Here is a 26,997-nt window from a genome sequence, read left to right as displayed (position 1 = left end):
TTGGGAGAAGGCATGATTCATACCCTGTTACGTTGGGTGTTCCAGCGTCTGTACCACATCCGGATCGAGGGCGACAGCAGCCAGTTTCAGCAACCCAAATTGCTCATCACCCCTAATCACGTCTCTTTCCTTGATGGTGTTTTGCTAGCGTTATTCTTACCGATAAAACCCGTCTTTGCGGTGTACTCCTCCATTTCCGATCGCTGGTTTATGCGCTGGCTGAAGCCTTATATCGATTTCGTGCCGTTAGATCCCACCAAACCGCTGGCGATCAAAGGGTTGATCAAGGTGATCGAGCGCGGTCAGCCCGTCGTGGTTTTCCCGGAAGGACGCATCAGCGTCACCGGATCGCTGATGAAGATTTACAGCGGCGCAGCGTTTGTTGCAGCGAAATCCGGGGCGACGATTATCCCCGTGCGTATTGATGGTGCCGAGTTCACGCCGTTTGGCCGGTTGGCGGGCGTCTTTAAACGCCGTTGCTTCCCGCCGATCACGATCACCTATTTACTACCTACCACGCTGCCGATGCCGGAAGCCGCAAGTGCCAGAGAACGTCGTGCGCAGGCCGGTGAGCACTTGCACCAGATTATGATGAAAGCGCGGATGGAAACGCGTCCGCAGCATACGCTGTATCAGGCCTTTCTGGCGGCGAGAACCCGTTACGGACGGCATTCTCCCAGCATTGCGGATATCTCGTTCAACGAGGACAGCTATCAGGGTTTACTGAAAAAATCGCTGGGCGTGTCGCGCATTTTGCAGCGTTTCACCCGTGCGGATGAACATGTCGGCATGCTGTTGCCCAACGCGACCATCACCGCAGCATCCATTCTGGGTGCCTCGTTGCGTAACCGCGTTCCTGCCATGCTGAACTACACCGCTGGCGCGAAAGGGCTGCAAAGCGCGATGAAAGCGGCGGGGATCAAAACGATCGTTACGTCTCGCCAGTTTCTTGAAAAGGGTAAGCTGACGGAGCTGCCGAAGCAGGTCAGCGAGGCCACCTGGGTTTATCTGGAAGACTTGAAAGATACTGTGACGCTGGCCGATAAGCTGTGGATCCTGTTTTATCTGTTGTTCCCTGCCCGTGCGATGCTGCCGCAGAAACCCGACGATGCGGCCATCGTGCTGTTTACCTCCGGTTCCGAAGGGAATCCGAAAGGCGTCGTGCATTCTCATGACAGCTTGCTGGCAAACGTTGAGCAGATTCGCACCGTGGCTGATTTCACGCCGCGTGACCGCTTTATGTCTGCGCTGCCGTTGTTCCATGCGTTTGGCCTGACGGTGGGGCTGCTAACACCGCTGATGACGGGCGCTCGCGTGTTCCTTTATCCCAGCCCGCTGCATTATCGCATCGTGCCGGAGTTGGTTTACGACCAGAACTGCACCGTGCTGTTTGGCACGTCTACATTTTTAGGCAACTACGCACGCTTTGCCCATCCATATGATTTTGCTCGCCTGCGCTACGTGGTTGCCGGAGCGGAGAAGCTGTCTGAGACGACGCGTCAGGTCTGGCAGGACAAATTTGGTATCCGCATTCTGGAAGGGTACGGCGTGACTGAGTGCGCGCCAGTGGTGGCGATCAATGTCCCGATGGCGACGAAAATCCATTCCGTCGGCAAGTTGTTGCCGGAAATTGAATCGCGTTTGATCACGGTGCCGGGCATTACGCGCGGTGGCCGCCTGCAACTGCGCGGGCCAAATATCATGAAAGGCTATCTACGGGTGGAAAACCCCGGCGTGCTGGAAACGCCAGCGGCAGAAAACGCACAGGGCGAATGGCAGCATGGCTGGTATGACACAGGTGATATCGTTGAACTGGACGAAAAAGGATTCTGTACCATCATCGGCCGCGTGAAGCGCTTTGCCAAGCTGGCGGGGGAGATGGTGTCGCTCGAAAGCGTAGAACAGTTGGCGGCGAAGGTGTCGCCGGAAGCGCAGCATGCCGCCAGTGCGAAAAGCGACAGCAGCAAAGGCGAGGCGCTGGTGCTGTTTACGACAGATAGCCAGATCACGCGTGACGTACTGCTTGCACAGGCTCGTAGTAGCGGTGTACCGGAACTGGCTGTGCCGCGTGATATTCGTTATGTGAAAGCCTTACCGCTACTCGGCAGCGGCAAGCCTGACTTTATCACGCTGCGCCACATGGCCGAAGAGCCTGTCACTAACGCATCGGAGCAGAATGCATGAGCCAACAGACTGAACCCGCGACGCCTTTGCTGTCGCGTAGCATGAATGCGGTGATTATCGCGCAGTTCTTCTCCGCGTTTGGCGATAATGCGCTGCTGTTTGCCACGTTAGCGCTGATCAAACAGCTGGTGTATCCCGACTGGAGCCAGCCGTTTTTACAGATGGGGTTTGTCGCCGCGTACATCATTCTGGCGCCGTTTGTCGGACAAATTGCGGACAGCTTTTCTAAAGGGCAGGTGATGATGTTCGCCAATACCCTGAAGCTGGCGGGGGCGCTGCTGATTTGCGTGGGCGGGAACCCGTTTCTGGGATACACGCTGGTGGGGATCGGCGCTGCGGCTTATTCACCAGCGAAATACGGTATTCTGGGCGAGATTACGCGCGGCGATCAGTTGGTCAAAGCCAATGGACTGATGGAAGCCTCGACGATTGCGGCGATCCTCATGGGTTCCGTAGCGGGTGGCGTGCTGGCGGACTGGAACATTTACGGCGCGCTGTCGATTTGCGCGGTGGCGTACGGTGTGGCGCTGGGGGCGAATATGCTGATTCCTCGCCTTAATGCGGCACGATCAGGGCAACCGTGGCATCCGGTGCAGATGGCGAGCAGTTTCTTTTCTGCCTGTCAGGTGCTGTGGCGCGATGGTGATGCCCGGCTCTCGCTGATAGGCACCAGCATGTTCTGGGGCGCAGGCGTGACGCTGCGTTTCCTGCTGGTGCTGTGGGTGCCGCATGCGCTTGGGATTACTGACAATGCCACGCCGACGTTGCTTAACGCGATGGTCGCGGTGGGCATCGTGGTGGGAGCCGGTGCGGCTGCGAAGCTGGTGACGCTTGATAGCGTACGGCGCTGCCTGCCTGCGGGCTTCCTCATCGGCGTGGTAGTGGTGATTTTCACGCTTCAGCACAACCTCATGAGTGCCTATTCCCTGCTGATTCTGCTGGGGGCGCTGGGTGGATTCTTCATTGTCCCGCTGAATGCGCTGTTGCAGGAACGAGGAAAAGCCAGCGTCGGCGCGGGGAATGCGATCGCCGTACAGAATTTGGGTGAGAACGGCGCTATGCTGCTAATGCTGGGACTCTACTCTCTGGTGGTGAAACTGGGTGTGTCGGTTATCGCTATCGGGATTGGCTTTGGCGTACTGTTTGCGTTGGCGATTGTGTTGCTATGGGCATGGTTGCTTCTGACTAAACGCCGCGATCGTTCTATCGGCGCAAGTAAAGAATAAACGTCTGGTGTAATAAACGTGTTGTGTAAGAGGGATGGGTGAATGAGTCTGATATGGCATGACTGGGATGTGGCAGACCTTAATGTATATTCATTGCATGACATATTGGCGCTGCGCAGTCAGGTCTTCGTGGTTGAGCAAATCTGTCCCTATTTAGATATTGATGGTCGCGACCTAGTGGACGGCAATCGCCATATTGCGGCGTACCGTGACGGCAAGCTGGCTGCGTATGCTCGCTTGCTCGCTCCCCATCCGAATAACGATGTGGTGACCATTGGGCGCGTGATTGTCGCGCCGCATGCCCGGGGGCAACATCTGGGGCATCAACTGATGGGAAACGCGCTGATTGCCTGCGCGCGACACTGGCCGCAAAAGCATCTTTTCCTGTCCGCGCAGGCTCATCTGCAATCGTTCTACGGCGCGTTCGGCTTTGTGGCGACCAGTGAGGAGTACGACGAAGACGGTATTCCGCATATTGATATGCTGTTGGCGTTCTGAGAGATATGACGAGGCGGCGAAAGGAATCGGGAGTTGCAGTGTAAAGAAAAAACCGGCATAGCGTATTGCCGGTCTTTTGCTATTTGAAAGCTGATTAGCTGGCAGCGTGGGAAATTGTGCTACCCAGTTTCTGCACATCTTGGCCAAAGCCGCGCGTGGTGTTACAGCCGTTCAATGCTGCCGTGACCAGCAGCGCCACTACGATCGTTGTTATACGTTTCATCATCGTTTCCAGCAGGTTGTTGATAAACAGGGTTTGATAGAAAGACCTTGATAGGGTTTTACTGTGTCATAACCGCAGGTAAAAATTCAATCCTCGATAGCTCTGAACCAGCTGATATTGTTTGAGATAGTGTTGGCACTTTCCTCATTAAAATGCCGTAAACCGTAGAGGTAAATCGCTTCCAGATCGCGTTGCGCCAGCGGTGTTAGCTTGATTTTATCGGGTGGTTTTTCGCATCCTGTTTCTGATTTTTTGCAAGAATGCATCTCCAAGGTCAATTGTCATGGTTCTGGCCATCATGCCTCCGGTACTCAGATGTAAGATTTGTTCTTATCAGAAGCCTGTAGCGTACTTAACGATGACATCGTCGTCCAGCACAAGGAAAAAGGATTTTCACGCTGTGGGCAAGCGGCGTGTGATGGAAAAGGGAGGCGGCTCGACATAAGCGCTGTAAGCATTGCAAAAGGGGGAGATAGGGTGGGAAGCAATGGGCAGGTTTACCCGAGAAAACCTGCCCACGGAATGATTACTCTTCTTCCGCCAGAAATAGCTCCAGCAGGGAGTTCAGGAACAGTTTGCCGTGTTCGGTGATTTGCCAGTGCGTGGCGGTTTCCGTCAGGTAGCCTTGCGCCAGCGCCTGATCCAGTTGCGGGCGGATGCTGTGTTCTTCCAGACCCGTGTACGCCGTGAAATCCTCGCGTGGAGCGGCTTCCAGCAGGCGAAAGCGGTTCATGAAGAACTCAAATGGCCGATCGTCGTTAGCAACGTCGTGCTGTTTATCCAGATACGTGCCCTGCATATAGCCACGCGGATGGCGGACTTTGACCGTGCGCAGAATGCGGCCGTCGCTGAAGGTCAGCTTGCCGTGCGCGCCACAGCCAATTCCCAAATAGTCACCGAAGCGCCAGTAGTTCAGGTTGTGTTGGCACTGATAGCCCGGTTTGGCATAGGCGGAGGTTTCATATTGCTGGTAGCCGGCGGCGCTCAGTAGCGCGTGGCCCTGCTCGTAGATGTCCCACAGCGCGTCGTCGTCCGGCAGCGTCGGCGGGCGCGAGCTAAACAGCGTATTGGGTTCAATCGTCAACTGATACCATGATAAATGCGGCGGATTGAGCGCGATGGCCTGACGCAGATCGTCCAGCGCTTCGTTCAACGATTGATCCGGCAAGCCGTGCATCAGGTCCAGATTAAAGCTGCGTAAGCCCAGACCGGTCGCCAGATGCGCGGCACGCTTGGCTTCGTCCGGGCCGTGAATACGCCCTAAGCGCGTCAGCTTTTGCGGATCGAAACTCTGCACGCCGATGGAGATACGGTTAATACCCGCTTTCTGATAGCCGCTGAAACGGTCGGCTTCAACCGTACCGGGATTGGCTTCCATCGTAATTTCGGCATCCGGCGTTAGCGGAATTCTTGCCCGCACGCCGTCGAGCAGCGACTGCATCGCTTCCGCGCTCAGCAGGCTGGGCGTGCCGCCGCCGATGAAGATCGAATGCAGCGCACGACCGCTCGCCAGCGGCAAATCGGCGTCCAGATCCGCCAGCAGGTGATCGACATATTCCTGATGTGGCACATCGCCTTTCAGCGCGTGAGAGTTGAAATCGCAGTACGGACATTTCTGTACGCACCACGGAATATGGATGTACAGGCTGAGCGGGGGAAGCTTAAGCATTGCGTAGCGCATCCAGCAGCAGGCGCAGCGCCTGACCGCGGTGAGACTGAGCGTTCTTCTCTTCACGCGTCAGTTCTGCTGCCGTTTTACCCAGCTCTGGCACGAAGAAGATCGGGTCATAGCCAAAACCGCCGTTGCCTGCGGCTTCATGCGTCAGTACACCCTGCCAGCTACCGTGGCAGACAATCGGCGTCGGGTCTTCCGCGTGGCGCAGATACACCAGAACGCAGTGGAAGCTGGCGCGGCGCTGTTCGTCCTGTACGTCTTGTAGTGTCAGCAGTAGCTTATCCAGATTTTGCTGGTCGCTGGCATCCACACCCGCGTAGCGTGCCGAGTAAATACCCGGTGCGCCGCCTAGTGCGTCGACAGCCAGACCAGAATCATCGGCAATCGCCGGTAATCCCGTGATTTGCGCCGCATGACGTGCTTTCAGGATGGCGTTTTCGATGAAAGTCAGACCGGTTTCTTCGGCAGAATCCACACCTAGCTCAGTCTGAGCCACAATATCCAGACCGAAATCGGCCAGCAAGCTGGCGAGCTCGCGCACTTTACCGGGGTTTCCGGTAGCCAAAACCACTTTTTGCATCGTCTTGTCCTGCGTGTTTATTCAATGAAGTCCGCGACGTCAGCCGGGATGTGTTGCGGATGGGTAATTCTAATCTGTTTATGCCGCCCGAGTTCGCCTTTTTCAATCACGACCAGACTCTTGGCGACTCGAAACTGTTTGGCGAGGAATTTGGTCAGATGGACATTGGCCTGCCCATCCACCGGTGGTGCGGTGATGGCGACTTTTAGCTCGTCGCCATGCAAACCCACGATCTGATCCCGGCTGGCTTTTGGCTGAATATACAGCCGAATCACCAGCGCATCGCCGTGGCGGGTAATGGCACTCACAGCAGGAACCACAGCCCCGGGAACAGATCCATGCCCAGATAGTTGAGCATATACAGAATCAGAATCACGGCCATCGCAGAGAAATCAATGCCGCCCATGACCGGAATAATACGACGGAGCGGTGCCATTAGCGGTTCAGTTAACTGATGCAGCAGATACTCAATAGTGCTACGGCCCTGACTGACCCAGCTCATGATGGAACGGATGATGATGACCCAGAAGACCAGATAGCCGGCGGATTTTATCAGCGAAATGAGCCCGACCAGCAGGTTCATGGGGCTGAGAGAAATCGCGCCAACCTGAATCAGCAGCAGTAGCGGGTATTTGATCGTCGTGAGAATAAAGGCCAGCAGCAGTGATGCGCTGTCAATCGGCCCTAATGACGGCAAAATGCGGCGCAGCGGCCCGACAATCGGCTGGGTGATTTTGACGACAAACTGCGACAGCGGGTTATAGAAATCGCTACGTGACCACTGCATCCAGATGCGCAGCAGCAGGACCATTACATAGAGGTCGACCAGCGTTTTGACCAGAAAAGTCAGGGTGAGCATAAGTACGTCTTTTCCTTATAAGATAAAGAATCGGGGAATCCGCTTTGGTTAAAAAAGCGTTTCCATTTCCTGTGCGCGAGCAATTGCCGCCTGCATGGCTTCAGCCACGGTTTGCGTCAACTGCTGTTCGTTAAATACCCGCAAAGCTTCTGCCGTGGTGCCGCCCTTGGAGGTGACATTTTCCCGCAGCGTTGACAGCGCCGTATCGGGGTTGGCTTCAACCAGCGCGGCGGCGCCCGACGCGGCCTGCTGCACCAGCAGGCGAGCCGTTTCCTGGCTGAACCCCTGACGGATGGCTTCCTGCTGCATGGCTTCCATAAACAGGAAGAAATAGGCCGGTGCGCTGCCTGCTGCGGCGATCACGCCGTTAATGCCTGATTCGCTATCCACCCAGCAAATTTTACCGACGCTCTGCATCAGCTGTGCGGTGAAGTCTTTATCAGCCTGACTGACGGACGCGGGGGCATACATCCCGCTCATGCCTTTTCCGACCAGAGACGGCGTATTTGGCATAATCCGGACGATATTCAGCGGTTCTCCCAGCAGGGTCTGAAAACGGGCAATGCTGATGCCCGCCGCAATCGAGAGTACCAGTTTACCCGTGAAGTTGACTTGCTCATGCAGCGGTTCGCAAACGGTCGCCATCATTTGCGGTTTGACGGCCAGCACAATGACGTCCGCTTCCTGAGCGCAGCGGACATTGTCTGCGCTGCTGATCACGCCGTATTGTGCAGCCAGCGCATCGCGATTCTTGCCCGAAGGCGCGCAGACGCTGATGTGTTGAGCGGGGTAACCGCCGTTGACTAATCCGGCGATAATGGCCTGCGCCATGTTTCCGGCACCAATAAACGCTATTTTACGTTGCTGCATCTGCATCCTCGTTGCTCACCTGTTTGTCAAAGATGACGTGCCGTTCAGGGCGTGCCTCTGCGGTTTATGCGCTTTTGGCTGATGGTTTGGTTATACGCTTTTTGCTGCATAGTCCCGCGCGCCAAAGATTGCCGTGCCAATACGCACCAGCGTGCTGCCAGCGGTAATCGCCGCGCGCATGTCGTCCGTCATCCCCATAGAGAGTGTATCAATATGCGGATAAGTTGCGGACAACGTTTGGAACAGTGCTGCCATTTGTTTGAAAACGACCAACTGCTGTTCATAATCGGTTTCCGGTGCCGGGATCGCCATCAGGCCGCGCAGGCGCAGGTTGGGCAGCGCGGCGACGCCGGCGGCGAGTTCCGCCAGTTCATCGACCATAATGCCGGATTTGCTTGGTTCTCCGCTGATATTAATCTGCAACAGAACGTTTAACGGCGGCAGTGTGGCCGGACGTTGTTCGCTCAGACGTTGCGCGATGCGCAAACGATCTACGGTATGAAACCAGTCGAAATTCTCAGCCACCAGCCGACTTTTGTTTGACTGTAACGGGCCGATAAAGTGCCATTCCAGCGGCGTAGTCGGGTGGTTTTCCTGAAAATAATGAATCTTCTCCACGCCTTCCTGAACGTAGTTCTCGCCAAACGCCCGTTGCCCTGCCGCGATGGCTTCTTCGATCGCGCTCACAGGTTTGGTTTTACTGACTGCAAGTAGCGTAATGTCTTCTGGTGCTCGTGCGCAATGCGCAGCGGCGGTGGCGATTTGCTGCCGGATGTCCTGTAGATTCTGCTGGATTGTCGTCATGGTTGTTCAGGAGGTTATCTATGGAATTGGATGAGTGGATGGTGCGTAGTGTAAAACATAATGCCTCGGATCTGCACCTTTGTAGCGGCCACCCTCCGGTGCTACGCGTGGATGGGCGGCTACAGCCTGAAAATACCTTACCACGTTTAACGCCGGAGCAGGTGGCACAATGGTGCGATGCCTGGCTCGAACCGGCGCAGAGAGAGCAACTGCGGCAGTCTGGTCAGGTGGACGGCGCGTTAATGCTGCCCGATGGTCAACGTCTGCGGGTGAATGTGTTTCGCCAGCGGGAAGGGCTGTCTGCGGCGCTGCGTATTATCCCGTCCGCTCAGCCGTCATTGGACGGGCTACACGCGCCCCCCGTTCTGTCGACGCTGCTGGAGAAACCGAACGGGCTGATCCTGATTACCGGTGCGACGGGGAGCGGCAAATCCACGACGCTGGCGGCCATGATCGGGGCGTTAAACGACAGCAGCGATCGCCATGTGATTACGCTGGAGGATCCGATCGAGTTTATCCATGCCAGCCGACGCTGCCTGATTCAACAGCGAGAGATCGGTGCGCATAGCGCGTCTTTTTCGCAGGCGCTGCGGGCCGCCTTGCGGGAAGATCCCGATGTGATTCTGCTGGGAGAACTGCGCGATACGGAGACAATTCGGCTGGCGCTGACGGCGGCGGAAACCGGCCATCTGGTGCTATCCACGCTGCATACGCGCAGCGCATCGCAGGCGGTCGATCGTCTGATTGACGTCTTTCCCGGTGAAGAGAAAGCCTATGTCCGCAGCCAGCTCGCCACCTGTTTGCAGGCTGTGGTGACGCAAAGGCTGTTGCCCGCAGCGCAAGGTGGCCGCATTGCGCTTTATGAAGTGCTGACGGCGACTGCGGCGGTCAGCAACCTGATTCGGGAAGGGAAAACGCATCAGCTTCCCGGCCTGATTCAAACGGGAACGGCTGCGGGAATGCAAACGTTCGAGCAAAGCTACCAGCAGCGCTGTCGGGATGGGCTTATTTCACACAGTTGCGCCCTTGCCGTTTAGCCGCATAGAGGTTTGCATCGGCTAACTGAATCCAGTCCTCAACGGAAGCAAGATCGGAACGGTAAGCGGCAATCCCCGCGCTGATCGTGAAATGCAGAGTCTGGCGATCGTATTCCAGCGTATGCTGCTCAATCGCTTTACGAATACGCTCAATGGTTACCACTGCCGTTTGGTAAGAGACATCTTTTAACAGGATGATGAACTCCTCACCGCCGAGGCGTGCGACCAGATCTTCCTGACGCAGAGACATGCGCATGAGCATCGCCAGCTCTTTAAGGACGGCATCGCCAGCCAGATGACCGTATTGATCGTTGATGTTTTTGAATAAATCGATATCAATAATCGCCAGACAGCTTTTGTCCGTCTGCTGGTGTTGCTGCTTGTGCAGAAAAAAGGCGTTGGCCTGTTCGAAGAAACTGCTGCGATTGGGTAGGCCGGTAAGAAAATCATGCCCCGCGTTAAAGCGCAGGGAGGCCTCTATCTGTGTGCGCTCATCTTCCAGCGAACGGGCGTGAATGATGATGCCGAGCGTTTTCACCAGCGGAGCCAGTAGCTCGATCATCGTTTGATCGTAGCCTTCCCGACGGTTAGCCAGCGCGATCATTCCTATTGCTTTGCCGTTGTGGGTGATAGGAATTCCTAACAGGGAATAGAGTGCGGGATGGATGGGCGGGAGGTCACGGCCAGCCTTTTGTCTCAGCAGATTATTGGTGCACACCACCGTATTGTGGGTGACCACGTGACCAAACAGATTATCCAGTTTACGGAGCCTCAGGCCGCCGTGGGTTTTGCGCTGGTTTCTGTACCAGGCCAAAGTTTCTTCATCCCAGGCAAGATTGGATATGGCGGGAAGGTAGAGCGACTGACCGTCCTCGTCTTCCTGCAACGTGGCAATGAAGCCGAAGGTGCTGCTAGTGACAGCAAGCAACCGCTCAAAGACTTTATCGCAGGCTGAAGGCAGATTATGGTCGAGCAGAAAGCTATCGTGGACTGACAGCAGGATATCGAGAATGATGCCTTGCTGGTGGGCTTTTTTTTCGGTTTCGACGTTCTGTGTGATGTTGTGAGCATATTTAATGATTTTCCTCACATTGCCGTCACTATCCATGATCGGGCTGTAGGTCGCTTGTATCCAGTATGAATGGTTGTCTTTGCCCAGCCGGTGGAAGCGCCCACTGATGGGGTGACCGCGGTGCAGGGTCTCCCAAAACGTTTGATAGTCGGCTTGTTCGGTATCAACGGGATTGCAGAGTAGTCTGTGGTGCTGACCGAGTAATTCCTTTTCCTCATAGCCCGTTAGCACCAGATAATGTTTATTGATGTGGGTAATATAGCCGTCTTTATCAAACTCGATTACGCCTTGCGCGTTCTCAATCGCATCCAGCCGTGCGCGATGCTCTGACACAAGAAGTCTTTCCTGCGTAATATCCGTTGCCAGTTTTATGATGCCGATACGTCGGCCTTTGTCATCAATAATTGGCGTATAAGCAGCATGGAGCCAAATAATTTCTCCTTTTTGCGTTTTTCGCTGGAATTCCCCTGCGTTGATATTTCCTTTCACCACATCGTGCCAAAAATGATCGTGTTTTTGGCGCTGCGCTTCTGGCATAAAAAGCGTGTGATTTTTCTGAATAATATCTTCTTTTTTATAGCCCAGCATTTTACAAAAAAGAGGATTAGCCTCAACCAGTTTTCCTGCCAGATCGAATTCGGCAATGGCATAAATGGAATCAAGCGCGTGTAGTTTGGCTTCACTGTCAAACCTGGTAATCAAATCGACTGACTGATTATTCATGTTTATCTCTGCCTATATTCTTTCTGTCTTTATCCTTGATTCGCTGTTGTCAGAGGTATGATTTTATCGTGATGCCGTCTGTGGTGTTATCGGGCGATCGGCAGTCCCCCCTTTTTTACGCGAAAATCAATGGGACGAATTAATAAAATAGCCAGCTATTAATTAGATTAATAAACATTATATCGGAATGTAATTAATAGCCGGAAACGTACAGCGAATATCACCAATAAGGAATGTTTTTCATTGTCTTTTTATTCAATACATTAAGGCAATTACGTTGGCCGCTTTTACGCTGAAACCCTATTTATACGCTTATGTGTAAAAACAGAGAATAGCGGTAAAAAAATAATACTCAAATTATCTGAAAGTATACCTATAAAATAAGTGCGTTAAGCGTGAAGAGGGTTCCTGCCTTGTTCGATTATTTATTCCTCTTTTAAAGAGGATGGCGTAAGTAGTGGATTGACGGAAGGATGCCTGTGGCCAGCGCTGAGGCCGACCATAGGCGGTGTAATACACCCGCAGATTAGGAAAGGCGAGGTTCTACCTGAAACAGCGCCATCGATCGCATGAGCTGCTGAGACTGCTGCTCCAGCGATTGCGTAGTCGCGGATGAGGCTTTGACGAGCTGTGCATTGTGCTGAGCAACCTTGTCGATTTGCGTGAAAGCGACGTTAACCTGTTCGATACCGCGATGCTGCTCTTGCGTGGCAGTGGAAATATCTCGCATCAGTTGCGTAATGCGGATGATTTCTTCGGTCACTTCATCCATGGTTTCACCCGCTTTAGAAGCCAATTCCAGCCCTTCAGACACGCGCGTCTGGGAATCCAGAATCAGCGAGCGGATCTCTTTTGCTGCCTGAGAGCTATGCTGCGCCAGATTACGTACTTCTCCGGCGACGACGGCAAAGCCTCTGCCTTGTTCGCCTGCACGAGCGGATTCGACGGAGGCGTTCAGCGCCAGAATATTGGTCTGAAACGCGATGCCGTCAATGACGCTGAGGATGTCATTGATGCGTTTAGCGCTGACGGCGATCTCCTGCATTTTCTCAATCACGTAACAGACGGATTCGTTGCTGCGGCTGCTGGTGTTCGAGACGTTGTTGGCGAGTTGGTGCGCGAGTTCGGCATGGTCGGCATTGAGCTTCACCGTGGCGCTGAGTTGCTCCATGCTTGCTGCCGTCTGTTCCAGTGCAGCAACGGATTCTTCGGTGCGTTGGGCAAGCTGGGTGTTCTCTTCAAAGAGTTCGCGGCTGCCGAGATCGATTTGCGTACTGGCATCGCGTACCTGGCTCACCGACTCCAGCAGCGCACCCTGCATGCGGCCGATGGCATCATTGAGTCTACCCAGTTCGTTGTCCCCGCCTTGAATCAGGCGACGGGTCAGGTTACCGGCGGCCACCTGCTCCAGTTGTTCAATGGCATAATCCAACGGTTTGAGCAGCATGTGCCGTAGTGCGATCCAGGCTAATGCAACCAACGTGATAGACAGTAGGCAGGCGATGGCAATGAGCAACAGCATCATGCTCTCATTACGTTCGGACTGTGCCAGACCCTGTTCGGACAGCTGCTGTGCGTACTGACGAAAGTTTTGGATCGATAAATCAAAGGCTTCACTCAGTGGGCCGAGCTGTTTTTCCAGAACCTCATAATATTCATCGGTATACTGTTTTTGCAGCGCGCTTAGCATCGGGGTCATGCCCTGTTGAAAATAGGCCTGATAGGTTTTTAACACTTCCTGCGCGAGCGCTTGCTGTTTGGGATCGGCATTGGCTGATTTGATCACGCGGTCAATGTCTTCCTGCGACTGGCTGAGGTGTTTCTCTACGACTCCGGTTTCCTTCGCCCCGTCGTCCAGCAGGCCGATTTCGATTTTCCTGACGGCAAGTGTTGCCGAGGCGCGTGCGCTGAGCGTTTGGTTATAGCCGCTCATCAGGTTGCCCAGCTCAATGCCCTGAATCTGGTTTTGCGCGGTCAGCGTTTCTCTGTCCTTCTTAATCGCGACTACGCCCATGCTGCTGACGATAAGTAGCAACAGGGTGGTTAACAGCAATAACGTTAATAAGCCGGTACGAATAGAAATATTTTTCAACCTCATGGTGTCCTTTTCCTTACGCCGCCTTCGTCGGTGATAAACCAGTCATCATTGGGTGTGGTGTGTGTAACTAAAGAGAATACGTTATCTGTGTTGCGGTGAGATAAAATTAAAAAGATATGGCAGACGTGAGGGATATGGGGAAGGGCGTAGCCAGGCGGTTTCTCTTAACACATAAGGGTATAAATAATTAGCCGTAGCGTTTACGCCTGGTTTATTATCTGTCAATAGCGTTGGTTTTTCAGGGGCGTACTTAAGACGCCGGTTAATGATACCCAGAGGTATCCGAGGTTTATGTGCAGTTAACAAGTTTCACGGATTATGGTTTGCGAGCGCTGATTTATATGGCGTCGCTGCCGGGCGGGAAAATGACCAGCATTTCTGAGGTAACGGAAGTGTATGGCGTGTCTCGTAATCATATGGTCAAAATTATCAATCAACTTAGTCGCGCTGGGTTGGTGATGGCCGTGCGCGGCAAGAATGGCGGTATCCGTCTTGGGAAACCAGCTGAAACCATTCGAATTGGCGATGTCGTGCGCGAATTAGAGCCGCTCACGCTGGTTAACTGTAGCCATGAATTTTGCCACATTACGCCAGCCTGCCGTTTGAAGCAGGTGCTTCAACAGGCGGTACAAAATTTCCTGCAAGAGCTGGATCAATACACGCTGGCTGATATGGTCAAAGAAAACCCACCGCTTTATAAATTATTGTTGGTTGAATGAATTTTGTTCAGCCTCCTGCTGATGACAACGGAGGAACCGCAATGTCACAAGATCCATTCCTGGAACGAGAAGCAGAAAAATACGAATCCCCCATCCCCAGCCGTGAATATATTTTGGCGCACATCGCCAAGCGCGATACCCCGATTAGCCGGGAAGAATTAGCCGCCGACCTGCAATTAACCGGAGAAGAACCCCTCGAAGCGCTGCGCCGCCGTCTGCGCGCGATGGAGCGCGATGGTCAGCTGATTTTTACCCGCCGTCAGTGCTATGCGTTGCCGGAAAAACTCGATCTGCTGCGTGGGACGGTTATCGGCCACCGCGATGGCTTCGGCTTCCTGCGTGTGGAAGGCCGCAAAGACGATCTGTATCTGTCGGCTGAAGAGATGAAACGCGCAATCCACGGCGATGTTGTGCTGGCACAGCCGCTGGGCGCGGATCGTAAAGGACGGCGTGAAGGGCGCATTGTACGTGTGCTGGAACCGCGTACCGGGCAAATTGTCGGCCGCTATTTTGTCGATGCCGGTGTCGGGTTCGTTGTACCGGATGACAGTCGTCTGAGCTTCGATATTCTGATCCCGAAAGAAGAAATTAACGGCGCCCGTATGGGTTTCGTGGTGGTGGTTGAGCTGACACAGCGCGCCACGCGTCGCACGAAAGCGGTCGGTAAGATCGTCGAGATCCTCGGTGACAATATGGGCACCGGGCTGGCGGTGGATATTGCCCTGCGTACCCATGATATTCCGCACACCTGGCCGCCGAAAGTGGAAGAGCAGGTGAAGGATCTCTCCGAAGAGGTGCCGGAAGCGGCTAAAAAAGGCCGTGTGGATCTGCGTAAGCTGCCGTTGGTGACGATTGATGGCGAAGATGCCCGCGATTTTGATGACGCGGTGTACTGTGAGAAGAAACGCGGCGGCGGCTGGCGACTGTGGGTCGCCATCGCGGACGTGAGCTATTACGTGCGGCCGAATACGCCACTTGACCATGAAGCGCGGGCGCGTGGCACCTCGGTGTATTTCCCGTCGCAGGTGGTTCCGATGCTGCCGGAAGTGCTGTCGAACGGGCTATGTTCGCTTAACCCGCAGGTCGATCGTCTGTGTATGGTTTGTGAAATGACCATCTCGGCGCAGGGCAAGCTGTCGTCTTACAAGTTCTATGAAGCGGTGATGAGTTCACACGCGCGTCTGACCTACACCAAGGTGTGGAACATTCTGCAAGGCGACGCCGAGCTGCGTGAACACTACAAACCGCTGGTGGGCGGGCTGGAAGAGCTGCACCACATGTATAAGGTGCTTGAGCACGCGCGTGAAGTGCGCGGCGGCATCGCGTTCGAAACCGAAGAAGCGAAGTTCATTTTTAACGCCGAGCGCCGTATCGACCGTGTGGAAGCCGTGGTGCGTAACGATGCCCACAAGCTAATTGAAGAGTGCATGATTCTGGCGAATATCTCCGCCGCGAGATTTGTGGAGAAAAACGAAGAGCCTGCGCTGTTCCGCGTACACGATCAGCCGAGTGAAGATCATGTATTAGCCCTGCGCAGCGTGCTGGGCGAACTGGGGCTGACGCTGAAAGGCGGAATGAAGCCACAGCCGAAAGACTACGCGGAATTGATGAATGAGGTAGCGGAGCGTCCCGATCGGGAAATGCTGCAAACTATGCTACTGCGTTCCATGAAGCAGGCGATTTATGACCCGGAAAATCGGGGTCACTTCGGTCTGGCATTGACGTCTTACGGCCACTTTACGTCGCCGATTCGTCGTTATCCTGACCTGTCGCTGCACCGTGCGATTAAGTATCTGCTGAGCAATCGCCATGAGCGTTGGACACCAACGGGCGGCTGGCATAGCGATATTAACGAGATGCTACAGCTGGGCATGCACTGTTCGATGACGGAGCGCCGTGCGGATGAAGCGACGCGCGACGTTGCGGACTGGCTGAAGTGCGACTTTATGCAGGATCACGTGGGGGAAGTCTTTACGGGAATCATCTCCAGCGTGACCGGCTTTGGCTTCTTCGTGCGTCTGAAAGATCTGTTTATCGATGGGCTGGTGCATGTTTCTACACTGGATAATGACTACTACCGTTACGATAATATTGGTCAGCGCCTGATCGGTGAATCGCGCGGGCAGGTTTATCGCCTGGGTGATGAAGTCGAAATTCGCGTTGAGGCGGTGCATATGGATGAGCGCAACATTGATTTTGCGCTGATTTCCAGCACGCGCAAGGTTCGCGGCGAAGGGAAAACCGCGCGCGACCGCGCGAAGAAACCGGAATCGCGTGAGGCTAAGCCAGCCCGACGTCGTCGCAGCGCCAGCAAAGCGCCGGCAAACTTTGAGCCGGATGCCGCGTTCCGCAAAGAAGGCGACCGCAACGCGAAATCGGATAAGCCAAAAGCCAAGCCGAAAAAGAACCGCGATAAAGCGAAAAAGAACGCGGAAAAAACGCGTAAAATCGCCGCCGCGACCAAAGCGAAACGTGCGAAGAAAAAGTCTGCTGAGTAAGGTTAGCTTATCTGCTCCCTCCCCAGTGAAGGGGAGGATGGCGTGGGGCAAACCGCTATCTCTAAATTAACGGGCACTGCCTGTTATGGTTAATTTGAAGAGTATCAATGAGCGAAATTATTTACGGTATCCATGCGGTTAAAGCACTGCTTGAGCGCGATCCACAGCGTTTTCTGGAAGTTTTTGTTCTGAAAGGGCGCGACGATCGTCGCCTTCAGCCTGTGATTGCGGAGCTGGAAGCGCAGGGCATCGTCATTCAAGTGGCGAATCGCCAATGGCTGGATAAGCAGGCTGACGACGCGGTGCATCAGGGGATCGTAGCGAAAGTCAAAGAAGGGCGGAAATATCAGGAAAACGACCTGCCTGCACTGTTAGACAATCTGGAAACGCCTTTCCTGCTGATATTGGACGGCGTGACCGATCCACACAATCTGGGCGCTTGCCTGCGTAATGCGGACGGGGCCGGCGTGCATGCGGTGATCGTGCCGCGCGATCGTTCTGCACAACTGAATGCGACAGTGAAGAAGGTTGCCTGTGGCGCGGCGGAAACCGTACCGGTTATCAGCGTGACCAATCTGGCTCGTACCATGCGCCTGTTGCAGGAACGTAATATCTGGATCGTCGGCACGGCGGGTGAAGCGGATCATACGCTGTACCAAAGCAAGCTGACCGGGCCACTGGCGTTGGTCATGGGCGCGGAAGGGGAAGGCATGCGTCGCCTGACCCGCGAGCATTGCGATGAATTGATCAGTATTCCGATGGCGGGCAGCGTGTCTTCCCTGAATGTGTCTGTTGCTACTGGCGTGTGCCTGTTTGAAGCCGTTCGCCAGCGCGTGTAATCACCGTCGTCATCAATAATAACGAGGTGCCATAAGGCACCTCGTTGCATATTGGTGGGGGCGTATTCTGATTGTGCTTATGCCGCAGGGCTCGCCAGCCGGTGAACGCCTTGCTGTGAAGGCTGTAAAAGCCGGAAGACGGAAACCGCGTCAGAAAGCACGATGGCCTGCTGCTCCAGCGAGTGAGCGGCAGAAGAGGATTGCTCCACCAGTACGGTGTTTTGCTGCGTGTTCTGATCCATTTCTATAATGGCCTTACCAACCTGAGAAATACCGCGATGCTGTTCGTCCGAGGCAGTCGTAATATCTTTCATGATGGCGTGGACCTGTGTCACTGACTGGACAATCCCTTCCATTGTTTTTCCCGCGCCGTTAACGAGTGCTGCCCCGTTGTTAATCTGCGAAACTGACTCGGCAATGAGCGTGTCGATCTCTTTGGCAGCCTGAGCGCTGCGCTGTGCCAGATTGCGTACTTCGCTGGCGACGACGGCGAAACCGCGGCCTTGTTCACCGGCTCGTGCTGCCTCTACCGCGGCATTGAGCGCTAGAATGTTGGTTTGAAACGCGATGCTGTTGATCATTGAAGTAATTTCAGCGATGCGGTGGGAGCTTTGCGCGATATCGTGCATGGTGTGGACGGCTTTAGAAACCTGCTCTCCCCCTTGGTTCGCGGTATCGGAGGCATCCATAACCAGCCGGTTGGCCTGATGGGCGTTATCGGCATTCTGTTTCACCGTTGACGTCAGTTGTTCCATACTGGCGGCGGTTTCTTCCAGCGCGGCAGCTTGTTGCGTGGTGCGAGAGGAGAGATCGACATTGCCAGCGGTAATTTCCCCTGCGGCATAGGAAATCTGGTTTGCGCTGAGGCGAATTTTATCAATCATGCTGTGCAGGTTGTTGTTCATCTGCCCCATGGCTGAAATCAGCTGGCCCAGCTCATCGCGGCGTTCATTGTGAAGCTGTACGGTAAGGTCGCCTTCCGCAATCGCGCGGGTGGCGTGTAACGCCTGATGTAGCGGGCGTACAATTTGCCGCGAGATAACGATGGCCGTGGTCAGGCCGAGTATGATGGCAATCAGCGTAATCACGCCCAGCTGTATATCGCTGCTAATGACGTTACGGCCCGCGCGGCTCTCTTCCGTGAAGTAAAGTTTATTGATGTTTTCCTGCAACCCCGCCATTTGATCGTTTAATTCACTGAGCCGCTGTTGGCTGACATCCGGGCTCATAACCTGCTGGCGCTGTGAAATATAGGCGTTGAGGGACGTGCTGATATCCTGAATCGCGCTTTTATCTTCCGTTGGCCAATGGCCCGTCTCGATCGCTTTCAGCAGTGCTGACAGCTCTTCCTTAATGTTACCAATCGCACTATCGTGCTGTTCCAGATACTGGGCTTTACGCTCCAGCGCATAACCAAAGTTGCCTTCCCGCGCGACAACAGTTTTGTCATACATAGCGCCAAGACGGCTGATGCGTTTTAACGACTGGTCGCTATTGTGTAATCCGTAAAAGCCGACCATGGAGAGAATCACTCCCATGATGAGCAATAAACCAAACCCTACCAATAACTTTCGCGTTACAGACAGGTTTTGAAATGACATCCAGCGCAGCATAAACCTCTTCCTTTCGTTCATTAATTATTTACCGTCATGGCAGGCCAGGAACGGATTAGTTGTTGTTGTGTGTTTGCATAAAAAGCAGGTGATGAATGTGAAACGGGCACTACCTAACTGATAAAAAATGCCTTATCTGTTATCGGCATTTCAGGCGTAATGCTTATTCATTTTCTTAAAAAATGTGAGGGTACACGTGCGGATATGGCTGCTGGGAGGGGTAAAGCACCCTGCTGGGGACTCCTGCGTTGTTTATCACGTAAAGTCATGTATAAACGCTTTGCTATGCAAGAATCATCTATACCCGTCATACTTCAAATTGCTTGTGCGTTGGCTGCCCTTACTCACCCCAGTCACTTACTTGTGTAAGCTCCTGGGGATTCGTGCGGTTGCCGCCTTCACGCAACTCGAATTATTTAGGGTATATAATTCTTCTTTACTTCTCCTTATTTATTGCTGACGCGCCAACGTGCCTCATTTGAAAGGAATATCGCTATGCCTATTGTTACGTCGCTACTCGCTTTCGCCTCTTATTTCTTTATCGGGTTTGCCATGGTGCTGGCTTTCCTGTTTATCTACACCCGCGTGACGCCGCATGATGAATGGGCGTTGATTAAAGAGAACAACGGTACGGCAGCCATTGGGTTTGGTGGGGCATTAATTGGTTATGTCATCCCGCTTTCCAGTGCGGCGATTAATTCCGTGAGTCTGGTAGATTACATTACCTGGGGTGTGGTGGCGCTGGTGGTGCAATTGCTGATTTATTTCGCTGTCCGTCTATATATGCCGCGTCTCAGCCAGCATATCCAGAATAACGATATTGCTTCTGGCGCCTTTCTCTGCGCGGCCTCGCTCAGCGGCGGGATTCTTAATGCGGCGTGTATGTCGTATTAATGTGATGTTGCATGACAATACCGGGAATCTGCCCGGTATTTTTTATGTCGGACTGCTTTTGTGTCCGCTATCCTCGTTGACCGTATTTTGACAACCTGTCCCGCAGATTCAGCGATATAGCACGGCGCGTGCGAACCACATGTCGGGGAGCGTTGCAGCCTCGGATTTCAGCACAATCATGTAATTTCAGCACAATCACGCAATTTCAGCACAATCACGTAATAGTGCGCACCGGAGGCATCGGCTTTTTGTTGAAGGGCACGATCTATATCATCCGCGTTTCCGCGCAGGCTAACCGAAATCGTCCCCATTTTTTCCAACTTCGGCGTGTTGTGGTTGCCAGCATGCATTCGTCCGGTCTCTGCGCGGCGGAGAGCTGAAGTAATATCATTTATCTTCCCCGCGCGTTTTATAAGTGAGAACCGGCTTCAGGCGAGCAATCAACGTGATTAATCCTGTCTGCTGCATCGCGCCGATTACGCTGTCTATTGGTTTATAGGCCTCCGGCGCTTCCTGAAAAATCAGCTGCCTGTCCTAACAAATGACGTGGTTGCCGAAGCGGGTTCGCGCCAGTAGCTGAACGCTGTAACGTGAAGACAGCCGATCTTTACACTCCGTACGCATCCATTTCCTGCCTGCGCTATGTGCCAGCGAATACAGACTGTCGGCGTGAGGAATGGGTTGCACAATATAGCTGTAGTCGCCACGAGAACCGGGAATGATGACCGGGCCGCAGTCTGCAGGCGTTGCGCCTTTGAGATGTAGCCAGCCGGAAATGCCTTCAATCATTGTCGGTGTCACCAGATTGTGGTTCACGTCCAGTGCGGCATCGCCTTCCGTATGCCAGCGATCCAGCATCCGCTGCGCGATCAGCCGCCGATTATTAGTGGCAAACATCAGTGCGAACTGGTGCTGTTCCAGATAGGCTTCTGCGGCTGGCGTGTTGGCTAAGCCCCTGATGGCCGAATTCCCGCACATGGGCTTCCAGTATGGTTTGCCCTAATCCTCGCGAGCCGCTGTGAACAAGCAACAGTAGCTGTTTAGGATCGATGCGTAGAGCGTGCAGCGTGTCTGGCTGATAAATTTCATCAAGCTGCTGTAATTCTGCGAAGTGGTTACCGCCGCCGATGTTGCCAAGCCGTTTCTCCAGCTTATCCAGAGAAATTTTGTTGGCATTAAGTCCGGTACGCCATAGTGTCATGCCGCAGCCGATGTCGTTTCCGACCCGCGCCGGATAGAAGCGCAGTTGTGAAAAAAAGGCGGCGCCAATAGGGTAGCCACGGCCTGGATGCAAATCTGGCATGCTGGCCACGCGAACCATATCGGGAAGTTGTGGGGTAATGTGAAGCTGTTGGATTGCTCTTCAATCCAGGTATTTTCCGTCGCGATCACACTGACGCGCGCTGAAATAGAGCGAATAGCATTGCCAATAGATCATCCTGCTGATCCATTTAAAAATAGGGTAAGGCAGGTTACAGCTGGGGGGATAATGCAAAGCGGAAAAGAATGCGGAATGAGTCCCGAGATGTCCTGCAAAGACTCAGAGTAATGGTTGTCATGATGTCGTCTCCTTTGTCAGTGTGGGGGATGGGTGAAAAAACGCCGGCATAATGCTCAAGTGGTGGCCATCGTGCAATATTTGCAACACGATGGCCATGATCGTGCTTTTCCGCTTCTGCGCGATAGGATAAAAATTCCGGCACAAAAGCGGATATCTCACGGGTTTTAAATATGGAAGACGCTGACCAGTTCGCTGAGATGGTGGCCTTTCTGGCGCAGACCTTGCGCGGTGTCTTCCGAATTGTTGACCAGAACGGTGTTTTCCTGTGTTGCCTGACCAATCTGTACAATCGCAATATTGACCTGACCAATACCGGCGGACTGCTCGCGTGACGCGATATCGATATCGTTCACGATGGTACTGACCTGCAGGATGCGGTTGCGTAAATCGTCCATTACCGCCTGCGTTTTTTCTGAGAAATGGTAACCTGCTTCGATTTTCTCCAGCGACTCATCAATCAGGGTTTCGATCTCTTTCACGGCGGTAGAACTGCGCTGCGCCAGCGCGCGCACTTCCGCAGCAACCACGGCGAAGCCTCTGCCGTGCTCACCCGCACGAGCGGCTTCAACTGCTGCATTCAGTGCCAGAATATTGGTCTGGAACGCGATAGATTCAATCACCGTCGTGATATCGGCAATACGCTGTGAGGAGTTCTTGATGTCGCTCATCGTGGAGACGGAGTCGGTGACGGTCTGGCTGCCGTTACGTGCCGCTGCTGCGCCCTGTTCTGCCAGCTCTTTGGCGGCAGAGACGTTGTCGGCGTTCTGCTTCACGCTGGCGGAGAGCTGCTCCATGCTGGCAGAGGTTTCTTCGACGCTGCTGGCCTGGCGGGCAATCTGCTCGCTGATGTTTTCGCTATCGGCAGCCAGCGCATCGGTCGCGGTGCTGATTTCTTCTGCCGAGTTTCTCACCTGTGACACAATGGTGGTCAGTCCCTGTCCGATGCCGTTAATGGCATCAATCAGGCGACCTACTTCGTCGGTACGATCGGTGGAGAGCGTTGCTGTCAGGTTGCCGGCAGAAAACTGTTCCGCCACTTTGACGACTTCAACCAGCGGCTGGCTCAGCCATTTACGCGTCAGCACGACAAAGAATGCAGCGAAGAGCAGAACCAGAATAATGCCGCCGCCTAAAAACAGGTTACGGGTGTGATTAATCTCAGCCATTAAGCTTTCTTTACTCACTGTACCTGCAACAATCCAGTTCCACTGTGGAATACTGCGATACACCATGATTCGGGTTCTTTCTTCGCCCGTCATCGTGTTGTTGTCGTATTCGATCGTACCATTACCGGTTGCCAGCACTTTCTCTAACGCACCTTCCGACCAGTCAGGGCGCTGGTTAGCATTGCTTTGGTGGTAAAGATAGTTTCCCTCATCTTTTCCTTTTTTCGTACTAAGAACAAAAAAATGGCCTGTTTCACCCATTTTCTTGTTCAGGATGGTTTGTTGCATCTCGGTAAACTGCTCCGTGATGTCGACACCGACGAACAGAATGCCGATAACCTTGCTGGCACTGTCGCGTATCGGCTGATACTGGGTGATGTACTGTTTGCCGAACAGCGTTGCTAGCCCACTGTAGGTATCACCTTTCATCACGAGCGCATAGGCTGGGCTTTCACGATCGAGCTTGGTGCCCATTGCGCGCGATCCATCTTCTTTTTTCAGTGATGTGGTGACGCGCGTAAAATCGTCTCCATCACGGACAAAAATCGTTGAGATCGCGTGAGTACGGCTCAGAAAGTCGTCCGGCACTTCGGTGTTGAGGTTCAAGACTGTATCGCCAGCCTTAAGCGTTGGCTGCGATGTGTTGCCGAAAGGCGTGCGGTTAACGGTATCCATCGAAAATCGCGTCGGCAGAAAGCTCGCCAGTAGCCGCGTATAGTTGCTGACCTCGGCTTGTAGACTGGTATTGTACATGTTGATCATGTCGGTGACGCCATTCACCTGGCTCTGCATGTTATTGAGCGTCAGGGCTTTGAGCTGATTGTCTGCGGAGCGGGTGAGGGATAAGGTGAACGCAATGAAAAGTATCGCCACGCTTAGTGAAGCAATGACGGATAACTTGATACCCAGGCCCCAGTGTTTAAAAGAAAGTCCCAACATACGTGTGTCTCTTATAATAAAAAGGTTGTTTTTTAATCGTGTTTCACAAGCGTTAACGGCAGTAAATGAAAAAAAATTAATCACGGAGTGTAAACATTCATTTCGGTTATTGATCTGGATCAGTGTAATTTTTTTATTTACGTAAATATGTCAATTAAACCAGCACGGAATGTATGACGACGTGGAGGTAAGCAGATTGCGGTGAGTCGGTTTATCGTAAAAGGACGTCTCCTTTCTGCTAAATACGATTTCGTTACACAAAAATAGGCTGACAGAACTGAACACGAGGGAAATATGGTCGAAATGTCATTGGATAAGCTCGTTAGCGGTATTGAAGTGATTCACGCGGTGCCGACGGGAAAAAGAGATCAGCCGTTACCGACGATTTTTTTCTTCCATGGGTACTGTTCGTCAAAAGAGGTGTATTCGTATTTTGGCTATGCGTTAGCTCAGGCTGGATTTCGGGTGATACTGGCCGATGCGGCCATGCACGGCGCGCGCTACGACGGGGATGACGCGCAGCGGTTGCGTCACTTCTGGGATATTCTGCAAGCGAATATTGAAGAACTCCCTGGCTATGTGGCGGAATATCGGCAGCGTGGCTTGATCGATGGGGAGCGCATCGGTGTTTGCGGCGCGTCGCTCGGTGGAATGAGCGCGCTGGGTTGTATGGCGCGCTATCCCTGGATTACTGCGGTCGCGGCGTTTATGGGTTCCGGCTATTTCTCTACGCTATCGTCAGCGCTGTTTCCTCCAGTTCCAGCCGATCGTGAGGAAAATCAGGCAGTGTTGCAGGCACTAGCGATCAAACTGGCGGATTATGATGTCACCACGCGTCTGGACGCGCTGTCCAATCGACCGCTGCTGGTGTGGCATGGTGAAGCAGATGATGTCGTGCCGGCGGCAGAAAGCGTTCGTCTTTATCAGGCATTACAGGCGTGCGATAAACTGGCCCATCTGACGTATCTGACCGAGCCGGGCGTGGGGCATCGCATTACCCCAACAGCGCTTCGGGCGGGCGCTGATTTCTTCCGGCAAACGCTGTAATCCTGTCCCGATTGTGTAAATATCGCCACGCAGAAAACGCCTGCGTCTCTTCCTTAATCCTGGTCACTTCAGTCCGTTATTAGGGGAAACACAGGAGGAGGTTCCCGTAGGGAGGCCTCACCCCTGTGGGCGCCCCGTGTATCTCGATGCTTAAACGATCGGCATTCTGTGTTTCTCCCTTGTGTTCTTTAATGTCGGGCACTATACTTACGCGTCATTTTTTCAGCCGCACACATACACGTTCCTTGCCTCCACGGGCCGCGGTTGACCCAGACAGGAGGCTGAATAATCCGTAAGGAGCAATTCGATGCGTCATTACGAAATCGTATTTATGGTTCATCCTGACCAGAGCGAACAGGTTCCGGGCATGATCGAGCGCTACACTGCTACCATCACTGGTGCGCAGGGCACGATCCACCGTCTGGAAGACTGGGGCCGCCGTCAGTTGGCTTATCCGATCAACAAACTGCACAAAGCTCACTACGTTCTGCTGAACGTTGAAGCGCCGCAGGAAGCGATCGATGAGTTGGAAACAAACTTCCGCTTTAACGATGCCGTTATCCGCAGCATGGTTATGCGCGTTAAGCACGCGGTAACTGAAGCATCTCCAATGGTGAAAGCGAAAGACGAACGCCGTGAGCGTCGTGAAGATTTCGCTGAAGCTGGCGATGATGTGGATGCAGGGGATTCTGAAGAGTAATTGTTGTGGTGACGGTAAATCGTCTGGTGTTGTCCGGCACAGTGTGCAAGACGCCCATTCGTAAAGTCAGCCCGTCAGGTATTCCTCACTGTCAGTTTGTGCTTGAGCACCGCTCGACGCAGGAGGAAGCCGGATTGAGTCGGCAAGCATGGTGTCGTATGCCCGTGATTGTCAGCGGACTCTCGTCACAAGCAGTTACCCACAGTATAACGGTCGGCACGCAACTTACCGTGCACGGGTTCATTAGCTGCCATCAAGGGCGCAATGGCTTGAGCAAGATAGTGTTACATGCCGAGCAGATTGAATTGATAGATTCTGGAGACTAGCCATATGGCACGTTATTTCCGTCGTCGCAAATTCTGCCGTTTCACCGCGGAAGGCGTTGTAGAGATTGATTATAAAGATATCGCTACGCTGAAAAACTATATCACTGAAAGCGGCAAGATTGTTCCGAGCCGTATCACCGGTACTCGTGCAAAATACCAGCGTCAGCTGGCCCGCGCTATCAAGCGTGCGCGTTACTTGTCTTTGTTGCCGTACACTGACCGTCATCAGTAATCGGCCACTGTCCATTAACGAGACTTTGAGAGGATAAGGTAATGCAAGTTATTCTGCTTGATAAAGTAGCAAACCTGGGCAGCCTGGGTGATCAGGTAAACGTTAAAGCGGGCTACGCTCGTAACTTCCTGGTTCCACAGGGCAAAGCTGTCCCGGCAACCAAGAAAAACGTTGAGTTCTTCGAAGCACGCCGTGCTGAACTGGAAGCCAAACTGGCTGACGTTCTGGCAGCTGCTGAAGCTCGCGCCGCTAAGATCAAAGAACTGGGTAGCGTTACCATCGCGTCTAAAGCAGGCGACGAAGGTAAACTGTTCGGTTCCATCGGTACTCGCGATATCGCTGATGCGGTAACGGCTGCCGGTGTTGACATTGCTAAGAGCGAAGTTCGCCTGCCGAACGGCGTTCTGCGTACTCTGGGTGAGCACGAAGTGAGCTTCCAGGTACACAGCGATGTATTTGCTGAGCTGAATGTCGTTGTTGTTGCTGAAGCGTAATTTACGTTTATCGTCGAATTAACACTTTAGTTAACATGTGAAACGCTGGCCTTGTGCCAGCGTTTTGCATTTTAGGGATGAGGAAATGGCCTATCATTACCTATACCTAAAAAATGAGGC

25 protein-coding genes and 1 pseudogene are annotated in these 26,997 nt (G+C 53.5%); 13 read left to right on the top strand and 13 right to left on the bottom strand.

Features of this window, described 5'->3' with window-relative positions:
- Nucleotides 1–12 precede the first annotated feature (12 nt).
- The 3 genes from aas to ACKQAD_RS17255 are packed head-to-tail and all read left to right on the top strand — an operon-like array spanning nucleotide 13 to nucleotide 3,908.
- Entirely contained in the window at nucleotides 13–2,184 is a 2,172-nt protein-coding gene (gene aas, locus ACKQAD_RS17265) for a bifunctional acyl-ACP--phospholipid O-acyltransferase/long-chain-fatty-acid--ACP ligase (RefSeq protein WP_409161254.1), read from the top strand.
- Nucleotides 2,181–3,410: a lysophospholipid transporter LplT gene (gene lplT, locus ACKQAD_RS17260; protein WP_409161253.1), complete on the top strand. Its 1,230-nt coding sequence runs from the start codon at nucleotides 2,181–2,183 to the stop codon at nucleotides 3,408–3,410. The genes aas and lplT overlap by 4 nt, the downstream gene beginning before the upstream one ends.
- Nucleotides 3,411–3,452: 42 nt before the next feature.
- The gene (locus tag ACKQAD_RS17255) at nucleotides 3,453–3,908 is read left to right on the top strand and encodes a GNAT family N-acetyltransferase (RefSeq protein ID WP_409161252.1); all 456 of its coding nucleotides are present in this window, start codon (nucleotides 3,453–3,455) and stop codon (nucleotides 3,906–3,908) included.
- A gap of 94 nt (nucleotides 3,909–4,002) precedes the next feature.
- Here the strand turns inward: ACKQAD_RS17255 and ACKQAD_RS17250 are convergent, their stop codons facing one another.
- The 7 genes from ACKQAD_RS17250 to ACKQAD_RS17220 all read right to left on the bottom strand — a co-directional run bounded on the left by ACKQAD_RS17250 (nucleotide 4,003) and on the right by ACKQAD_RS17220 (nucleotide 8,919).
- Nucleotides 4,003–4,131 (bottom strand): entericidin A/B family lipoprotein, encoded by a 129-nt coding sequence (locus ACKQAD_RS17250; protein WP_409161276.1) that lies wholly within the window; start codon nucleotides 4,129–4,131, stop codon nucleotides 4,003–4,005.
- Nucleotides 4,132–4,657: 526 nt separating this feature from the next.
- Nucleotides 4,658–5,800 carry a radical SAM family heme chaperone HemW gene (gene hemW, locus ACKQAD_RS17245; RefSeq protein ID WP_409161251.1) on the bottom strand — a complete coding sequence of 381 codons (1,143 nt, stop codon included), beginning with the start codon at nucleotides 5,798–5,800 and terminating at the stop codon, nucleotides 4,658–4,660.
- Nucleotides 5,793–6,386, bottom strand: a complete 594-nt coding sequence (locus ACKQAD_RS17240) for an XTP/dITP diphosphatase (RefSeq protein WP_409161250.1) — start codon at nucleotides 6,384–6,386, stop codon at nucleotides 5,793–5,795. Before ACKQAD_RS17240 ends, hemW begins: the two co-directional genes overlap by 8 nt.
- Nucleotides 6,387–6,403: 17 nt before the next feature.
- On the bottom strand, nucleotides 6,404–6,694 hold the full coding sequence (gene yggU, locus ACKQAD_RS17235) for a DUF167 family protein YggU (RefSeq protein ID WP_174868106.1): 291 nt from the start codon (nucleotides 6,692–6,694) through the stop codon (nucleotides 6,404–6,406).
- Nucleotides 6,691–7,245 (bottom strand): YggT family protein, encoded by a 555-nt coding sequence (locus ACKQAD_RS17230; RefSeq protein ID WP_409161249.1) that lies wholly within the window; start codon nucleotides 7,243–7,245, stop codon nucleotides 6,691–6,693. The genes yggU and ACKQAD_RS17230 overlap by 4 nt, the downstream gene beginning before the upstream one ends.
- A gap of 48 nt (nucleotides 7,246–7,293) precedes the next feature.
- Nucleotides 7,294–8,115: a pyrroline-5-carboxylate reductase gene (gene proC, locus ACKQAD_RS17225; protein ID WP_409161248.1), complete on the bottom strand. Its 822-nt coding sequence runs from the start codon at nucleotides 8,113–8,115 to the stop codon at nucleotides 7,294–7,296.
- Nucleotides 8,116–8,205: 90 nt separating this feature from the next.
- Nucleotides 8,206–8,919, bottom strand: coding sequence for a YggS family pyridoxal phosphate-dependent enzyme (locus tag ACKQAD_RS17220; RefSeq protein WP_409161247.1), 714 nt, complete (start codon nucleotides 8,917–8,919; stop codon nucleotides 8,206–8,208).
- 20 nt (nucleotides 8,920–8,939) lie between these two features.
- On the opposite strand from ACKQAD_RS17220, the gene ACKQAD_RS17215 reads away from it, so the two are divergent.
- On the top strand, nucleotides 8,940–9,956 hold the full coding sequence (locus ACKQAD_RS17215) for a type IV pilus twitching motility protein PilT (protein WP_409161246.1): 1,017 nt from the start codon (nucleotides 8,940–8,942) through the stop codon (nucleotides 9,954–9,956).
- Here ACKQAD_RS17215 and ACKQAD_RS17210 read toward each other — a convergent pair.
- Together ACKQAD_RS17210 and ACKQAD_RS17205 are read right to left on the bottom strand one after the other, a co-directional pair.
- Nucleotides 9,925–11,751: a sensor domain-containing diguanylate cyclase gene (locus ACKQAD_RS17210; protein WP_409161245.1), complete on the bottom strand. Its 1,827-nt coding sequence runs from the start codon at nucleotides 11,749–11,751 to the stop codon at nucleotides 9,925–9,927. The two genes, ACKQAD_RS17215 and ACKQAD_RS17210, sit on opposite strands and share 32 nt — an antisense overlap.
- Nucleotides 11,752–12,277: 526 nt before the next feature.
- Complete coding sequence (locus ACKQAD_RS17205) at nucleotides 12,278–13,849, bottom strand: methyl-accepting chemotaxis protein (protein ID WP_409161244.1); 1,572 nt, start codon at nucleotides 13,847–13,849, stop codon at nucleotides 12,278–12,280.
- 293 nt (nucleotides 13,850–14,142) lie between these two features.
- Here ACKQAD_RS17205 and nsrR point away from each other — a divergent pair, with 293 nt between their 5' ends.
- The 3 genes from nsrR to rlmB all read left to right on the top strand — a co-directional run bounded on the left by nsrR (nucleotide 14,143) and on the right by rlmB (nucleotide 17,905).
- Nucleotides 14,143–14,568, top strand: coding sequence for a nitric oxide-sensing transcriptional repressor NsrR (gene nsrR / locus ACKQAD_RS17200; protein WP_015841587.1), 426 nt, complete (start codon nucleotides 14,143–14,145; stop codon nucleotides 14,566–14,568).
- A gap of 41 nt (nucleotides 14,569–14,609) precedes the next feature.
- Nucleotides 14,610–17,066: a ribonuclease R gene (rnr, locus tag ACKQAD_RS17195; RefSeq protein ID WP_225085673.1), complete on the top strand. Its 2,457-nt coding sequence runs from the start codon at nucleotides 14,610–14,612 to the stop codon at nucleotides 17,064–17,066.
- A gap of 107 nt (nucleotides 17,067–17,173) precedes the next feature.
- A complete protein-coding gene (gene rlmB, locus ACKQAD_RS17190; protein WP_409161243.1) occupies nucleotides 17,174–17,905 on the top strand; it encodes a 23S rRNA (guanosine(2251)-2'-O)-methyltransferase RlmB in 732 nt (243 codons plus the stop codon).
- Nucleotides 17,906–17,982: 77 nt separating this feature from the next.
- On the opposite strand, the gene ACKQAD_RS17185 is transcribed toward rlmB, so the two are convergent.
- Entirely contained in the window at nucleotides 17,983–19,518 is a 1,536-nt protein-coding gene (locus ACKQAD_RS17185; protein WP_409161242.1) for a methyl-accepting chemotaxis protein, read from the bottom strand.
- A 495-nt stretch (nucleotides 19,519–20,013) separates the two neighbouring features.
- Between ACKQAD_RS17185 and ACKQAD_RS17180 the strand changes: the two genes are divergently transcribed.
- Nucleotides 20,014–20,412 (top strand): DUF350 domain-containing protein, encoded by a 399-nt coding sequence (locus ACKQAD_RS17180; RefSeq protein WP_137741253.1) that lies wholly within the window; start codon nucleotides 20,014–20,016, stop codon nucleotides 20,410–20,412.
- A gap of 176 nt (nucleotides 20,413–20,588) precedes the next feature.
- Here the strand turns inward: ACKQAD_RS17180 and ACKQAD_RS17175 are convergent, their stop codons facing one another.
- The 3 genes and pseudogenes from ACKQAD_RS17175 to ACKQAD_RS17165 form a co-directional block, all read right to left on the bottom strand.
- Nucleotides 20,589–20,762: a YdgH/BhsA/McbA-like domain containing protein gene (locus tag ACKQAD_RS17175; protein ID WP_409161241.1), complete on the bottom strand. Its 174-nt coding sequence runs from the start codon at nucleotides 20,760–20,762 to the stop codon at nucleotides 20,589–20,591.
- Between the two features lie 37 nt (nucleotides 20,763–20,799).
- Nucleotides 20,800–21,843: pseudogene (locus tag ACKQAD_RS17170) on the bottom strand (RNA ligase RtcB family protein).
- Nucleotides 21,844–22,137: 294 nt separating this feature from the next.
- Nucleotides 22,138–24,078 carry a methyl-accepting chemotaxis protein gene (locus ACKQAD_RS17165; RefSeq protein ID WP_409161240.1) on the bottom strand — a complete coding sequence of 647 codons (1,941 nt, stop codon included), beginning with the start codon at nucleotides 24,076–24,078 and terminating at the stop codon, nucleotides 22,138–22,140.
- A 294-nt stretch (nucleotides 24,079–24,372) separates the two neighbouring features.
- Here ACKQAD_RS17165 and yjfP point away from each other — a divergent pair, with 294 nt between their 5' ends.
- From yjfP to rplI, 5 genes are all read left to right on the top strand, one after another.
- A complete protein-coding gene (yjfP, locus tag ACKQAD_RS17160; protein WP_409161239.1) occupies nucleotides 24,373–25,125 on the top strand; it encodes an esterase in 753 nt (250 codons plus the stop codon).
- A gap of 307 nt (nucleotides 25,126–25,432) precedes the next feature.
- Entirely contained in the window at nucleotides 25,433–25,825 is a 393-nt protein-coding gene (gene rpsF / locus ACKQAD_RS17155) for a 30S ribosomal protein S6 (RefSeq protein WP_005974793.1), read from the top strand.
- Nucleotides 25,826–25,830: 5 nt separating this feature from the next.
- Nucleotides 25,831–26,151: a primosomal replication protein N gene (priB, locus tag ACKQAD_RS17150; protein ID WP_015841576.1), complete on the top strand. Its 321-nt coding sequence runs from the start codon at nucleotides 25,831–25,833 to the stop codon at nucleotides 26,149–26,151.
- 4 nt (nucleotides 26,152–26,155) lie between these two features.
- Entirely contained in the window at nucleotides 26,156–26,383 is a 228-nt protein-coding gene (rpsR, locus tag ACKQAD_RS17145; RefSeq protein WP_005974788.1) for a 30S ribosomal protein S18, read from the top strand.
- A gap of 41 nt (nucleotides 26,384–26,424) precedes the next feature.
- On the top strand, nucleotides 26,425–26,877 hold the full coding sequence (gene rplI, locus ACKQAD_RS17140; protein ID WP_010279043.1) for a 50S ribosomal protein L9: 453 nt from the start codon (nucleotides 26,425–26,427) through the stop codon (nucleotides 26,875–26,877).
- Nucleotides 26,878–26,997: the final 120 nt, after the last annotated feature.

This window comes from Pectobacterium artocarpous, from assembly GCF_046159765.1.
Lineage (GTDB): Bacteria > Pseudomonadota > Gammaproteobacteria > Enterobacterales > Enterobacteriaceae > Pectobacterium.
This window is presented reverse-complemented; position numbering and strand designations above follow the sequence as displayed.

Coding starts and splice junctions, on each gene's coding strand:
- rpsF (WP_005974793.1), top strand. CDS start 25,433: ATGCGTCATTACGAAATCGTATTTATGGTTCATCCTGACCAGAGCGAA.
- ACKQAD_RS17165 (WP_409161240.1), bottom strand. CDS start 24,078: ATGTTGGGACTTTCTTTTAAACACTGGGGCCTGGGTATCAAGTTATCC.
- hemW (WP_409161251.1), bottom strand. CDS start 5,800: ATGCTTAAGCTTCCCCCGCTCAGCCTGTACATCCATATTCCGTGGTGC.
- yjfP (WP_409161239.1), top strand. CDS start 24,373: ATGGTCGAAATGTCATTGGATAAGCTCGTTAGCGGTATTGAAGTGATT.
- ACKQAD_RS17250 (WP_409161276.1), bottom strand. CDS start 4,131: ATGAAACGTATAACAACGATCGTAGTGGCGCTGCTGGTCACGGCAGCA.
- aas (WP_409161254.1), top strand. CDS start 13: ATGATTCATACCCTGTTACGTTGGGTGTTCCAGCGTCTGTACCACATC.
- rplI (WP_010279043.1), top strand. CDS start 26,425: ATGCAAGTTATTCTGCTTGATAAAGTAGCAAACCTGGGCAGCCTGGGT.
- rlmB (WP_409161243.1), top strand. CDS start 17,174: ATGAGCGAAATTATTTACGGTATCCATGCGGTTAAAGCACTGCTTGAG.
- proC (WP_409161248.1), bottom strand. CDS start 8,115: ATGCAGCAACGTAAAATAGCGTTTATTGGTGCCGGAAACATGGCGCAG.
- rnr (WP_225085673.1), top strand. CDS start 14,610: ATGTCACAAGATCCATTCCTGGAACGAGAAGCAGAAAAATACGAATCC.
- ACKQAD_RS17215 (WP_409161246.1), top strand. CDS start 8,940: ATGGAATTGGATGAGTGGATGGTGCGTAGTGTAAAACATAATGCCTCG.
- ACKQAD_RS17210 (WP_409161245.1), bottom strand. CDS start 11,751: ATGAATAATCAGTCAGTCGATTTGATTACCAGGTTTGACAGTGAAGCC.
- lplT (WP_409161253.1), top strand. CDS start 2,181: ATGAGCCAACAGACTGAACCCGCGACGCCTTTGCTGTCGCGTAGCATG.
- ACKQAD_RS17240 (WP_409161250.1), bottom strand. CDS start 6,386: ATGCAAAAAGTGGTTTTGGCTACCGGAAACCCCGGTAAAGTGCGCGAG.
- ACKQAD_RS17180 (WP_137741253.1), top strand. CDS start 20,014: ATGCCTATTGTTACGTCGCTACTCGCTTTCGCCTCTTATTTCTTTATC.
- ACKQAD_RS17185 (WP_409161242.1), bottom strand. CDS start 19,518: ATGCTGCGCTGGATGTCATTTCAAAACCTGTCTGTAACGCGAAAGTTA.
- ACKQAD_RS17230 (WP_409161249.1), bottom strand. CDS start 7,245: ATGCTCACCCTGACTTTTCTGGTCAAAACGCTGGTCGACCTCTATGTA.
- ACKQAD_RS17220 (WP_409161247.1), bottom strand. CDS start 8,919: ATGACGACAATCCAGCAGAATCTACAGGACATCCGGCAGCAAATCGCC.
- rpsR (WP_005974788.1), top strand. CDS start 26,156: ATGGCACGTTATTTCCGTCGTCGCAAATTCTGCCGTTTCACCGCGGAA.
- ACKQAD_RS17175 (WP_409161241.1), bottom strand. CDS start 20,762: ATGCATGCTGGCAACCACAACACGCCGAAGTTGGAAAAAATGGGGACG.
- ACKQAD_RS17205 (WP_409161244.1), bottom strand. CDS start 13,849: ATGAGGTTGAAAAATATTTCTATTCGTACCGGCTTATTAACGTTATTG.
- ACKQAD_RS17255 (WP_409161252.1), top strand. CDS start 3,453: ATGAGTCTGATATGGCATGACTGGGATGTGGCAGACCTTAATGTATAT.